Raw genomic sequence first — 12,451 nt, forward strand, 5'->3', positions numbered from 1 at the left:
ATTTATCATTATTTAATTCACCTCCATTTCGGTATATGACTATTATACACCGAACGTACATTCGATATATAGTGGAGTAACACTTTCTATATGTCGAACAATTAAGATGGCTTCCTGCCATCCCTTGTTCGAAGTCAATTCATCTCCCACCTACTCACTGGGCTGTGCCCCTTCACGCTCCTTTTTATCTATTAGTAAAAAATAGTCACCTATATGGTTGATATTGGTGATACTGTTGATATGATTGAAAATGTTGTGTCGGTATACTATAAGGATGAGCATATGGATCTGCTAGTGGCCAAGGCTTTGGTTTAGGAATATACCACCATGGTATTTCAGGTGTCCAAGGTTTAGGTATAGTGGTTAACATAGGACTCTGTCTATAAAAATATCCATTCAAGTTCGTTCCTCCTAACATAAATTTGATATTTATTTGATGTATTATATCTAATTGGGAACATTTATGAATCAAATATAATTGGACTATCAAAATTAACTTTTTTTTCAGAATTTTATTGAAAAATAAATATAATACAATTAAACGAACTGGATACTTTGCTATAATGGTAATATATAACATTAGTAGACTTTTATAGGATGGGGGAATATATAATGATGGTTTCAGCTAAGGGGAATAATGAAATTACAAAGCTATTAAGCGATTGGTATGTTGAAATCCGCTCAAGGCGTATAGGTAATGCACATCAATTAAAAGAAATAATTGATTCTAAGATGCATAATATTGAAGAGGATCAAGATTTATTACTCTACTACTCACTACTAGATTTTAGATACCAATTTGTAATTGATAATTTAAGCGTTTCAAAAAGCAGTTTTGACAAAGTTGAGGCTTTTGATATGCCTACAGATAATTTCCTAGCTTATTATTATCACTTTTTCAAAGGGATTCATGCCTCTACTATTGGCGAATATCAAATCGCAAAGGAGAGTTATGAAAAAGCAGAAAAACTTTTAGACTGCATTCCTGATGAATTGGAAAAAGCGGAATTTTATTATAAAGTTGGAGCTTTCCATTATGACATATATCAAGGGCTATTATCTTATAAAAAAGTATCAGAGGCAAGAGAAATCTTTGCTCAACATGCTGGGTATGAGATCAATGTAGCATTCTGTGATAATCTTATAGGCTTAGCTTGTACTCATTTGAGAGAATGGGAGCTCGCTGAAGAATATTTCACGAAAGCAATGGATATGTTCCAAAAAATAGACGAAGAACAATTTATTTTAATGGTGCGTCAAAATTTAGGGTTAATGTATGCTACTCAAAATCTTTCGCCATTAGCCATTAGATATCTTTCAGAAGTAAATCAAAAAATGCCTAACAATTATAAGGCTCTTTTTATTGAGGCAAGGGAACACATGAAGGAAGGAAATCACTCCGTCGCCAAAGATCTCATAGCAAAGGGATATTCCGTTTGTCAAGAGATTGAAAATATAGAGTATCTACACCATTTTAAAATATTAGATGCAATGAATGGAGGTTTTCCTGCCGAAGCACTTGAAATGACAGTGTTAAAAGGCGTATCATATTTTAAAGAGCAAGAACTTTTCGAATTCATTAAGGAATACGAAGAATATCTTGCTACTGCATTTTATAAAGAGAATAACCATATTAAAGCAAGTCATTATTTCTATTCATGTTCTCAAGCAGGAAAAAAAGTTATTGAGAAGGAGGCATTAAAATGAAAAAGGCAATTCTCGGTTTAGTTGGTGTAATTACTATTTTTACTTTAATGTTTGGTGCCCAATCCCCTACAGAAACACATAAAGCTATTGATGTTATTCAATATGCTCACGGAAATCATGGTGGTTAAGATCTTAATTTAGCGAGGATAAAATCGCACAATACACTCATAGCCATACTGACGGATATTAAATGAATAAAGGTCTTCACTTCATTGTGAGGGCTTTTTTTTATAAGAACCCCACTTATAACATCTTTAAAATCTACTATATGTGAACTACCCGCCACTTAACGCCCTAACGGACTGTTTGAAGTGGGGGCTTCTCGGTTAGTCGTTACTTTTGGTAGCTAACGAATTCGTCCTAAGACAGCCGAGCTAACTCCCTTGTTCCAAGGGTTATTTTATTGCTATCTATGCTAACGCCAATAGGCGTATTGCTTCATTTTTGATATTGATAGCTGCGTTATAATCTCTATCGAGATTTACACCGCATATACAAGAATAGACTCGCTCAGACAATGACATATTTTTCACATCTCCACAACTGCTACATGTTTTTGTGGAAGGAAACCATTTGTCTATTTTCACAAGTTGTTTGCCTTGTTCATGTAGTTTATAAGCTAAAAAAGAAGTGAACATACCCCACCCATTGTCAGCGACACTTTTTCCAAAATGAAGTGCTTGCGACATTCCTTTCATATTTAGATCTTCAATAGCTACAACATCAAAATGAGTAGCTAACTCTTTAGACTTATGATGAAGGAAGTTCTTACGTTGATTCGTTACTTTTTCATGTAACTTAGCTACACGGATACGTTGTTTATTCCAACGAATAGAACCTTTTGTACGTCTTGATAATACTCGTTGCGCCTTTGCTAATCGGTCTAACATTTCACGATAGAACTTAGGATAATTGGCTCTCTCATCCTCAGAACTGACGTATAATTGTTCCATCGCAAAGTCTAATCCAACAACTGTTTCTACTTCTTTTTGTACGATCTCTTTTTCGTATTCAGTCAAAATGGACACATAGTATTTACCAGTAGGTGTCATAGAAATCGTACATGACTTAATTATATGGTCTTGTGGTATTTCTCTATGCTGTTTGATACGTACCATTTTCAGTTTTGGCAATTTGATATGACCGTTAAGCAACATAATATTTCCGTTCACTACATTCGTTGTATAAGACTTTCTGTCTTTTTTGCTTTTGAATGTTGGGAAGTCATTTTGACCACGAAAGAAATTTTTATAGGCAGTTTGCAAGTTTAGTTGAGCATTTGCCAAGGCTAATGAATCCACTTCTTTTAACCACTCAAATTCTGCTTTGTATTTCGCAGGAGTGGGAAGCTTTTGTTTCTTTAGTTGATCCTTATCATCTTTATGTTTTTCATACGCTTCTTTCCGTTCAGCTAACATTCTGTTATACACGAAACGTACACAACCGAAAGTTTTACGCATAAGATGTGCTTGGTCTTCTGTTGGATACAAACGGAATTTATATGCTTTATTCTGCTTTGTCATATCATTTCACCTCACTTTTCACTTTGATTTTCAATATATGTTTTTACTACGTCTATTGGCGAACCACCAGTAGTTAGCAAGCAAAAACTTCTTGACCAAAACATCTCTTTCCAAAGTTTCTTTTTCACTTGTGGAAAGTCTCTTTTAATAAGTCGAGAACTTGCACTTTTATAAGCATTGATGAATTTTGTCATTTCTGTATTAGGGTGTGCCTTGAACAAAATATGAACGTGGTCTACATCATGATTCCATTCAACTAACGTGATGTTATAGTTTTCAGATAGTCGAACAAACATATCTTTTGCATAGTCTGACATATCATCATCAAACACATTTCTTCTGTATTTCACGACCAACACAAGGTGATAATATAACAAGAATACTGAATGGTTATTACTATCTAATTTCATTTATATACCAGCCCTTATAATTTATAAGACTGATTATATCAGAGGCAAAATAAAAAGGAAAACCTTTTGGCTACGCCAAACCGAAATTCATCTCCCACCTACCGTTGGGCTACGCCCTTCACACGCTTGAGGAAGGAGAATTCTTTCCGGAAATTCGTTAAAAACATTATAATTACACCAAACCTTTTACATCTATAAGAGAAACTTAAAAAGATTAAAATATTTAAAAAGAGTAATAACAAATTTTCTAATCAACGAAGTTAGAATACCTGTAATCATTATTACTGTAGATAAATTTTCAGGGCTGATCCCCAGCAATAGAAATCAACAATTCCCCTATAATCAAGCAATTTCAATAGTTGTTGTATAAACTATCTTAAACTCTAGTGGCTCATTATTAATATATGAGCCACTAAAAAAGGAATCCTTATTAAAAGGATTCACCACAGAAAGATATACATCAATAAAAAGAATTAATTATAATATAAAAATAAAAGAAATATATTGAGAAATATATAATAAATTTGAATATTCTTTCTTTTTATCGTAAAATCAATATGAGTCAAGTGACAACATCTCTCTAACTCTCCTAAAAGAATCCTTTATGACATGGGGATTCTTTTGCTTTGGACAAAGTATCCTTATTTTAGCATTTGCAAAAAAACCTCTTCTTAACCAACTACTCAACAAATATAAGTAAGGATTTAGTTTTAAGAATATTTTTTTGATCTAAGCAACAGGTAATAGCCTTCAATATTTGTTAGATTTAAAAATATCCTAAAAAATAAAAAGATGCTCTATCAATACTGTAAGAAGATTTGCTGCTAAACATGCATTTTTTCATTGTACCTTTTATAATCTGAGCTTTTTAACACTAAAGAATTAAGTATAGATTTATAGCCATGAATTCTTCTATTTGTACATATAATATTCTTTATATCTCTCAAAGTTTGTTTTTTTTGTTCGTGTTGATGTTATGGGTGATTTTAATGATTTAGATACTGCTACCTGCTTTGGTGTTTGTAATGTGCCCCGTTTCTTAAGTTCTCTATACAAACTACTCACATTGCACCTCAGATTTTTTGCAATAGTTGGATATTCCTCTCCTTGATTAAATAATTGTACTGCTTTTTTACATTTTATGTCCCATTTTTCTTCTGACGTTTGAAATTTTTGAGTTCGTTTTTTAACTCTATTTTTTTCTAAATTAATACCCTCTCTTTCTATTTTACATCGCTTGGAAGAATACTGTTCTGCGTCTGCCTTAAGCCCGGAATGCTCCTCCTGTAAACGTATCATTTTTACTTTTTTTGCAATTTCTCTCAAGTTAAAGTCACCTCATTTTGTTTGATAAATTCTACCAGTACTTGATCACCCTATTGTCTGTATCCCCAATCATCGTTTATAAACAGCTATAAATACTCACATTCCCCTTATAATAGTTTTCAATCTAATATTTACGGAAAATTATAATCAATTCTATTTTTACATAATTGGAAACTATAGTAAATTGATAATATTGACACAGAATATTCTAAACCTTAATTCATACTATACACATCAATAAACTAATTATCCCCTTTGCTTAAAAAGTCGAAAATATCGTTTTCGCATAGCAAAACACTGTATCCCCTATTCAGAGTCATACAAAACAAAATACTTTATCTATTATAGCTATGGCACAAAGAAAAAGAATGCAGACATGTACTGCACTCTTTTTTAGTAACCTCTATATCAATTTTTCACCACAGTCAGCTCCTCCATTATTAGAAGGACTAAACTTTAAGCTTGTGAATTTATCATTCTGCAGTACATCATCTTTTGCAGCTATATTTAACAACACTCTTTCTATCATCCTATTTCGATTTAGAATTAAATACCTAATACTCCGACAATCTGACATGCCTTGGAATTCACAATATGATAATACATCTCTAATCCTCTTCTTTCTGAGCGAAGAATTTTTCCACGCATTTTAGATAAATGCTGAGATACGGTAGATTGAGGAACATCTAATAGCTCTGTTAACTGTGTTACATTACAAATTTTGTGGTGTTCTAGCTCCTTCACAATTTGTAATCTAACTGGATGGGCCATGATTTTTAATAGTTCTATATCTGCCTCTGGAATTTTGTACATTTCATTACTTACTTGCATTGTTGTCATTTTTTATTTCTCCTTTTTTAATTTCTTTATATTTTTATCTATTTATAGGTATTTTTTGTTTATTCGAGCATATTGTTCATAATCGCTGTATTGTTTATTCTTTTGTCTCTCTCAGATTTAATATATAGAAGTATTATGATAGCTAAAAATCCAACAAAAGATAGCATAGGTATCGAGATGAAACCGAATAAATTTAAGTAATCTTTTGTGCAAGAAACTCCTACTGAACAAATCTGCATCTCACTATTAGGAAACGCTTGAATTGTAATTTGATATACAGATAACATTAAACCGATACACGCAAATGGAAATGCATACGTGCTTACGTGCGAATCTTTTCTATATATCCCTACCCCCATATTAATACTAATGGATACATGGCCATTCTTTGGTACCAGCAAAAATCACATGGCGGCAGCTTCATCCATTCACTAAAAAACAAACTAATTAACATTGCACTAGTAGCTATCGTCCAAGCAATTACAATGTGATACTTTTGAATGATCAACATCTTATTTTCGCCTCACCTATTTTTTAAAATACAAAACATTTGCTAGTATATGACTAGTTTATTTCCGTGTTTCGAGTACCCTGTTTCAATAGAAAGTATCCAATCATTGATATCTTCTCAGTCGTATCCCCTCTCTTTTAATTCTAGAGGGAAAAGATTTTCAAAATCACCACGCATTTCGTACATGGTTTCTAATGCTTTTTCTAGCGAACCAAATCTATATACCATGTGTGTAAGTACTTTTTTGTTTTTCTTTTCTCCTACAACTAAATATACATACCGTCTTTCTTTCGCTAAAACAAACTTTAAAAATCCAGGTACTTGACTCACCTTTCACACTCCTTTTCGGCTTTCCTTACCAAACTTAAAAGGATATGAGTAAGGAAAACTATTTAGCTTTAATTACCAATTTAATAAATGTCCCGTTTTTTTGCTTTGAAAATACAAGAAAACGCTCATCATCACAATATTTATTACACCTGCTGCAGCACCAATTTTGGAGATAACATACACATATTCATTATTACTAAATGGCAATAGACTCGCGAAAATAAATAAAATTGAAATAATAAAGGATAAGAGCATATTTCTTTTGTTTTCATTCATTCAAAAAACCTCCATTTTGCACAAATATTTGTATTGCAATGGGTTAGGGTGTTAAGCTGCATCTTTACGGTTATAATGCTGGTTCTTTTCATCTACAAAGCCTTTAATGCTCCATACGCCAACCTTTGATTCTTTTGCTTCATTTTCTGCTTCTTTCATTTCAGATAGAATTGTAGTATTAGGTCTAGAAATATAGGCTATAATCCCATAACCCGACTTGACCATTAATTCGTTGATGTGTATTCCATCGCAAAATACATAAGCCAATTTTCTACCGTATTTGTCTTCTTTTGGTCCCCGATCATAAACAAATGTTACACTTTTCCCTTCTAGCTGTTTCTTTAAAAAGGAAGATGGTTCTTTTCCCATCTTTTGTGGTGGAATTTTTTGAGATACAGACTCAGGGGTATCTAATAACAGTAACCTTACCATCTGTTTCTGCCCCTTTACGTTTACGTCTATTGTATCTCCGTCTTTTATATGTAATACCTTCCCTTTAACGGTCTCTAAGTCTTTTAATTTCCCCTTATAATTCCCTGGAATATCAACAATACCTTTCCCTTTTACGTGCTGTTGTATTCCGTTTTGTACTGCTTGGGCAGGTCTCGAATCATTTTTTGTTTGCGTCGAATTGCTACATGCTGTCATTTGAAATACAAATGATGTTATACAAATAGCCTTAATTCATATTTTCATATCGGAAATTCTTCCTCCTAATCAAAATACGTAAATAGCTACATCTAATAAACAAACGGACTCTCTATTGTATTTACTTCTCGATAATTACAACATAGGCAATACTGTATCCATTTTGGATAATCATTATAAAGTACTCTAAATGAGCGTTTCTTACAATTCGGGCATATTGACACTATGTTTTTTTCATTCTCTTCCTGACTTTTCAATTTTTCAAAAGAAACATTAGTAGATGCTATATTACTGGTACACAATATACATCCCCCTTTTCAGTCTTGAAATCTTAAAAACAAATAAAAAAGGACACACCTATCGCATATGTATGCGTAGGTGTGTCCTTTTGCAAGATAGTTTTAGATGTATTTTGTTACTTTCATCATATCATACTTCTTATTAAATTTATATATGAAATTAAAGATTTTACGATATTATTTCTTTTTCTCATGTATAAACATAATGCGTTGTTTTTGTATAACATACCTTAATTTTGCATCAAGTTTTTCTCCATTATTCCTATTTTCAAAACTTGAAATTGTATTGGTCATATTCTTTCTAATAACCTTTTTTATTTCGTGCTAGTTATTTTCTTTTTCAACATGATGTTATTTATCTTTTATTTTGGGTAAACAAATATTACGGGTAGAAAAACTTCTCTTATTCTAAAATAATTCCCTCGACACAAAGATACTATCTCGTACAAGCATTCAACTTAATAAATATGTTTTAGGAAGGTTAGAAAAATGGATATTTTATTAGCGATTTTACCAGCCTTATTTTGGGGAAGTATTGTACTCTTCAACGTTAAACTAGGAGGCGGTCCTTACAGTCAAATACTTGGAACTACCCTTGGCGCTCTAGTTTTTTCTATCGGTGTTTATATTTTTATAAAACCCGTTTTGACGCCCGTGGTGATAATTATCGGGATTATATCTGGCCTATTTTGGGCATTAGGACAAGCCAATCAATTGAAAAGTATTGATTTAATTGGGGTTTCTAAAACAATGCCTATTTCAACAGGGATGCAATTAGTTTCGACTACTTTATTTGGGGTCATTGTATTTCATGAATGGTCAACAACAACATCTGTTGTATTAGGTGTTCTGGCACTTCTTTGTATCATAATCGGAATCGTTCTCACATCCCTCCAAAGCAAAGAGGAGAAAAACGATGAACAAAAAGGAAATTTCAAAAAAGGGATTGTGATGTTATTAATTTCAACTCTTGGTTACTTAGTATATGTGGTAATTATCCGCCTATTCGGTATAGACGGATGGTCAGCGTTATTACCACAAGCCATTGGTATGGTGTTAGGTGGAATTCTACTAACCTTTAAGCATCAACCATTTAATAAATATGCGATTCACAATATTATTCCTGGTTTAATTTGGGCAGCAGGAAATATGTTTTTATTTATTTCCCAGCCGCGTGTAGGGGTGGCAACAAGTTTTTCCCTTTCCCAAATGGGGATCGTGATCTCAACTTTAGGTGGAATTTTTATATTAGGTGAAAAGAAAACAAAACGACAATTTATTGCGATTGTCATTGGAATTATCTTCATTATTGCAGCTGGCATTATGTTAGGAATTGCTAAAGGATAAAAAGGAGGAAAAAATTATGTATACAGATTTAAAAGGGAAAGTTGTTGTTATTACAGGTGCATCCACAGGATTAGGAAGAGCGATGGCAATTCGTTTTGGAGAAGAACAAGCCAAAGTTGTAATTAATTATTATTCAAACGAATCAGAAGCAAATGAGGTAGTACAAGTAGTTAAACAAGCAGGTGGAGAAGCGATTGCGGTAAAAGGAGATGTAACAGTTGAATCAGATGTTATCAATCTCGTTAAATCTGCTGTGGAAGAATTTGGTACACTGGATGTCATGATTAATAATGCGGGTATTGAAAATTCAGTACCTTCACATGAAATGCCATTAAGTGATTGGAATAAGGTAATTGCTACGAATTTAACAGGGGCTTTCTTAGGGAGCCGGGAAGCAATTAAATATTTTGTTGAGCATGATATTAAAGGTAGTGTTATTAATATGTCAAGCGTTCACGAGCAAATTCCATGGCCATTATTTGTACACTATGCAGCAAGTAAAGGTGGCGTTAAGCTAATGACAGAAACATTAGCACTAGAATATGCACCAAAAGGAATCCGTGTAAATAATATTGGGCCTGGTGCTATGAATACGCCGATTAATGCTGAAAAATTTGCGGATCCAGAAAAACGTGCCGATGTTGAAAGTATGGTTCCTATGGGATATATCGGAGAACCGAAAGAAATTGCAGCGGTAGCAGCATGGCTTGCTTCTTCACAAGCGAGCTATGTAACAGGTATTACACTGTTTGCTGATGGTGGTATGTCGCTATATCCATCTTTCCAAGCTGGACGTGGTTGATTGATATATAACTAAATTAGTTACTTTCAATAAGTTTAAATGCGGCAGTAAGCTTTTTATTGAATAACCTTTTAATTATTCGTGACATCACATGCATTTTGCAAAAAATACACTTTTCTTTCTGTAGAATTATAGGAAAGGATAAAGTTATTTTATTTTAGGTTTACAATTTCGCTTTAGTTAAATGCCGATGGGTAAAGAAACCCTATAATAAATTTAATATTATAATCAAAAAAAAGAATACCTTATAATAAAGGATTCCTTTTTTTTGATTATATAGCTGCTATTTAAAAACAAATAATGTTATACAAGCGATCTTAATCCAAGACTTCATCGTATTAACTATTAAAAAATTTAGATGTTAGCTATATTTCTGAAGTATACAATGTGACCATTCCATGTGTTCTATTTTCACTTGATATAATTAATTTGGTAATATTCTTAGGCGCAAATCGATATATAGAAATATTCGGACCAGGATTATTAGATTTAAAGTGAATAACTTCTTCATTATCAATAAAACCTTGAATATAGCTTTCACTTCCTTCAAAAAATTGAAAATGAGCTGACACTGATATAATCTCGCCATTGTTCTCAAATAAAACTATTGAATTTCTATATGTATCAAAATTAATAAGTTTCATTTTTGACATAATTAGGATGCTCCCTTCTATGAAAGCATGATGATTAAAGCATACTACCATTTAAAGCAATTCTTTTATTACCATGTGTAAGTTCTAATGTTTTATTGAGAAAATACAAGCCATCTTGCTGATGTGAAATCATAATTAATATATTACAAAGATTGTAATTTTGAAGTATCTCATACATAAGATTTCTTGTATCAATATGTAAATTAGATGCTGCTTCATCTAATATTATTATATCCCTTTTTGTGAGGATAGCCCTTAAAAAGGCTATAAATTGTGCTTGACCTCCTGAAACACTGGAACCATCTTGTACAATTATAGTATCTAATCCATTCTCAAATCTGTTGAGATGTGATGTTAAATGATACCTTTTCATTAACTTAACTACATCTTCTTTCGTTTTATTTGTTTGTCCATATAATATGTTATCTAATATAGTTCCTTTAAACAAAAATATATTTTGTGAAACTATACCTATTCTATCTCTAACACTTTCTTTATGTATTAAGTTATAGTCAATATTATTTATCAATATCTTTCCACTTTCAGGTTGATATAAACCTGTTAATAATTTTATAAAGGTAGATTTTCCTGATCCATTTATACCATCAATTAATAACTTGTCACCCTTTTCAATTTGCACGTTTAAATGATCAAATATCAAATCACTATTTCCATTATATTTAAAACAAACATCTTTAAATTCTATTGAATTAATTGGTTCTTTCATTATATTTGTACCTAGTGTATTTTCAACATCTAAATTGAAGAACTCCTTAATTCTCTTAATACTAATACACACGGGTTTTAGAGTTATATCTAAGCTGCCTAAAGCTTGGGTAGTCGCAAGGAGTTTAGCCATATAAATTGAAAATGAAGTATACACCCCTATAGTAAGCTGGTTTTGTAAAATTAAAATACCTGATACCAGTAATACTATTACTGTAACAAAGTTATTTGTTACTATTAAATTTTGCATAAAGAAAATAAAATGTAAACTTTGTTTTAGCGCACTTTTAATTACATTATTTAATTTACTCTTAATCTTATTGGTTTGTATATTTTTACCGTTTAATAATTTTATATCCTCTATTCCATTTAAGGTTTCATACATTTCTGCGTTTAATACTGCCGATGACTCGTATACGTTTGTGGTACTTTTTGATATCATTTTAGAAGAATGTTTGGATATTATAAAATATATTGGGATAATAATTACTATGATACCTGTAAGTTTAACACTTAAATTAAACATTATAAATAAAGCAAAGAAAAAATCGAATATACCTGAAAAAACCCTTAATAAATTTGGAGAAAATAATGCACTTACATTACCAGATTCAGCAATTCTGCTAAGAATGTAACCTTTCTCCTTCTGATTAATATAAGAAAGAGGCGCATCTATAATATTACTTATCATAGATAATCGAATTTCATTAACTACATTTTGTTGTACACGAGTAAATAAATACTCATAACCTATCGATATTAAATAGTTAATACAATAAATTAATAAGAGTATAAGAGTTGTTTTTAATAATTGATCGTAGCTTTTGTTTAATAGTATAACTTTATCAATAATGTAGCCAATAATATATGGTATCGGTGCGATAATCAAAGAAGCTATAACCATCCCAATTAAACCAAGAGCTAACAAAGTTTTTGTATTTTTCAAATACGGATATAAAAATAATAACTCTTTATAAGAAATTTGAATTTCATCTTGTTTATTTATCTTCTTATTCACCCTCTTTCTCCTCCTTTGTCTATTTATTATATTAA

General features: G+C 31.7%; 13 protein-coding genes and 2 pseudogenes. 4 read left to right on the top strand and 11 right to left on the bottom strand.

Annotated elements, in window-relative coordinates:
* The first annotated feature begins 612 nt into the window (after nucleotides 1-612).
* Nucleotides 613-1,707, top strand: coding sequence for a response regulator aspartate phosphatase (locus ACXKY9_RS31120; RefSeq protein ID WP_016090608.1), 1,095 nt, complete (start codon nucleotides 613-615; stop codon nucleotides 1,705-1,707).
* Nucleotides 1,704-1,835 (top strand): hypothetical protein, encoded by a 132-nt coding sequence (locus tag ACXKY9_RS31125; protein WP_016090607.1) that lies wholly within the window; start codon nucleotides 1,704-1,706, stop codon nucleotides 1,833-1,835. The genes ACXKY9_RS31120 and ACXKY9_RS31125 overlap by 4 nt, the downstream gene beginning before the upstream one ends.
* Before the next feature lie 282 nt (nucleotides 1,836-2,117).
* On the opposite strand, the gene ACXKY9_RS31130 is transcribed toward ACXKY9_RS31125, so the two are convergent.
* The 9 genes and pseudogenes from ACXKY9_RS31130 to ACXKY9_RS31170 all read right to left on the bottom strand — a co-directional run bounded on the left by ACXKY9_RS31130 (nucleotide 2,118) and on the right by ACXKY9_RS31170 (nucleotide 8,164).
* Nucleotides 2,118-3,230 (bottom strand): RNA-guided endonuclease TnpB family protein, encoded by a 1,113-nt coding sequence (locus ACXKY9_RS31130; protein WP_016097410.1) that lies wholly within the window; start codon nucleotides 3,228-3,230, stop codon nucleotides 2,118-2,120.
* 11 nt (nucleotides 3,231-3,241) lie between these two features.
* The gene (gene tnpA, locus ACXKY9_RS31135; protein ID WP_000762752.1) at nucleotides 3,242-3,640 is read right to left on the bottom strand and encodes an IS200/IS605-like element ISBth16 family transposase; all 399 of its coding nucleotides are present in this window, start codon (nucleotides 3,638-3,640) and stop codon (nucleotides 3,242-3,244) included.
* Nucleotides 3,641-4,552: 912 nt separating this feature from the next.
* Entirely contained in the window at nucleotides 4,553-4,966 is a 414-nt protein-coding gene (locus ACXKY9_RS31140) for a hypothetical protein (protein ID WP_001206759.1), read from the bottom strand.
* A 546-nt stretch (nucleotides 4,967-5,512) separates the two neighbouring features.
* On the bottom strand, nucleotides 5,513-5,806 hold the full coding sequence (locus ACXKY9_RS31145) for an ArsR/SmtB family transcription factor (protein ID WP_000210390.1): 294 nt from the start codon (nucleotides 5,804-5,806) through the stop codon (nucleotides 5,513-5,515).
* A 59-nt stretch (nucleotides 5,807-5,865) separates the two neighbouring features.
* A pseudogene (locus ACXKY9_RS31150) lies at nucleotides 5,866-6,317 on the bottom strand (disulfide oxidoreductase).
* A gap of 42 nt (nucleotides 6,318-6,359) precedes the next feature.
* Nucleotides 6,360-6,647: pseudogene (locus tag ACXKY9_RS31155) on the bottom strand (hypothetical protein).
* Nucleotides 6,648-6,719: 72 nt separating this feature from the next.
* Nucleotides 6,720-6,923 carry a hypothetical protein gene (locus ACXKY9_RS31160; protein ID WP_001004894.1) on the bottom strand — a complete coding sequence of 68 codons (204 nt, stop codon included), beginning with the start codon at nucleotides 6,921-6,923 and terminating at the stop codon, nucleotides 6,720-6,722.
* A 51-nt stretch (nucleotides 6,924-6,974) separates the two neighbouring features.
* Nucleotides 6,975-7,571, bottom strand: a complete 597-nt coding sequence (locus ACXKY9_RS31165) for a thermonuclease family protein (protein ID WP_016090603.1) — start codon at nucleotides 7,569-7,571, stop codon at nucleotides 6,975-6,977.
* A gap of 476 nt (nucleotides 7,572-8,047) precedes the next feature.
* A complete protein-coding gene (locus ACXKY9_RS31170) occupies nucleotides 8,048-8,164 on the bottom strand; it encodes a DNA topoisomerase I (protein ID WP_071686442.1) in 117 nt (38 codons plus the stop codon).
* Between the two features lie 195 nt (nucleotides 8,165-8,359).
* Here ACXKY9_RS31170 and ACXKY9_RS31175 point away from each other — a divergent pair, with 195 nt between their 5' ends.
* Both ACXKY9_RS31175 and gdh read left to right on the top strand, forming a co-directional pair.
* Nucleotides 8,360-9,217, top strand: a complete 858-nt coding sequence (locus ACXKY9_RS31175) for a RhaT/GlcU family sugar-proton symporter (RefSeq protein WP_016090602.1) — start codon at nucleotides 8,360-8,362, stop codon at nucleotides 9,215-9,217.
* A 16-nt stretch (nucleotides 9,218-9,233) separates the two neighbouring features.
* Entirely contained in the window at nucleotides 9,234-10,019 is a 786-nt protein-coding gene (gene gdh / locus ACXKY9_RS31180) for a glucose 1-dehydrogenase (RefSeq protein ID WP_016090601.1), read from the top strand.
* Nucleotides 10,020-10,384: 365 nt separating this feature from the next.
* On the opposite strand, the gene ACXKY9_RS31185 is transcribed toward gdh, so the two are convergent.
* Nucleotides 10,385-10,672: a hypothetical protein gene (locus tag ACXKY9_RS31185; RefSeq protein WP_016090600.1), complete on the bottom strand. Its 288-nt coding sequence runs from the start codon at nucleotides 10,670-10,672 to the stop codon at nucleotides 10,385-10,387.
* A gap of 34 nt (nucleotides 10,673-10,706) precedes the next feature.
* Nucleotides 10,707-12,416, bottom strand: coding sequence for an ABC transporter ATP-binding protein (locus tag ACXKY9_RS31190; protein ID WP_016090599.1), 1,710 nt, complete (start codon nucleotides 12,414-12,416; stop codon nucleotides 10,707-10,709).
* Nucleotides 12,417-12,451: the final 35 nt, after the last annotated feature.

It is taken from the genome of Bacillus sp. 2175 (assembly GCF_057812155.1).

What these genes read in the sequence shown, in the direction of transcription:
- ACXKY9_RS31170 (WP_071686442.1), bottom strand. Translation starts at nt 8,164, where the DNA reads ATGACCAATACAATTTCAAGTTTTGAAAATAGGAATAATGGAGAAAAA.
- ACXKY9_RS31165 (WP_016090603.1), bottom strand. Translation starts at nt 7,571, where the DNA reads ATGACAGCATGTAGCAATTCGACGCAAACAAAAAATGATTCGAGACCT.
- ACXKY9_RS31145 (WP_000210390.1), bottom strand. Translation starts at nt 5,806, where the DNA reads ATGACAACAATGCAAGTAAGTAATGAAATGTACAAAATTCCAGAGGCA.
- ACXKY9_RS31120 (WP_016090608.1), top strand. Translation starts at nt 613, where the DNA reads ATGATGGTTTCAGCTAAGGGGAATAATGAAATTACAAAGCTATTAAGC.
- ACXKY9_RS31175 (WP_016090602.1), top strand. Translation starts at nt 8,360, where the DNA reads ATGGATATTTTATTAGCGATTTTACCAGCCTTATTTTGGGGAAGTATT.
- ACXKY9_RS31130 (WP_016097410.1), bottom strand. Translation starts at nt 3,230, where the DNA reads ATGACAAAGCAGAATAAAGCATATAAATTCCGTTTGTATCCAACAGAA.
- ACXKY9_RS31185 (WP_016090600.1), bottom strand. Translation starts at nt 10,672, where the DNA reads ATGTCAAAAATGAAACTTATTAATTTTGATACATATAGAAATTCAATA.
- gdh (WP_016090601.1), top strand. Translation starts at nt 9,234, where the DNA reads ATGTATACAGATTTAAAAGGGAAAGTTGTTGTTATTACAGGTGCATCC.
- ACXKY9_RS31160 (WP_001004894.1), bottom strand. Translation starts at nt 6,923, where the DNA reads ATGAATGAAAACAAAAGAAATATGCTCTTATCCTTTATTATTTCAATT.
- ACXKY9_RS31125 (WP_016090607.1), top strand. Translation starts at nt 1,704, where the DNA reads ATGAAAAAGGCAATTCTCGGTTTAGTTGGTGTAATTACTATTTTTACT.
- tnpA (WP_000762752.1), bottom strand. Translation starts at nt 3,640, where the DNA reads ATGAAATTAGATAGTAATAACCATTCAGTATTCTTGTTATATTATCAC.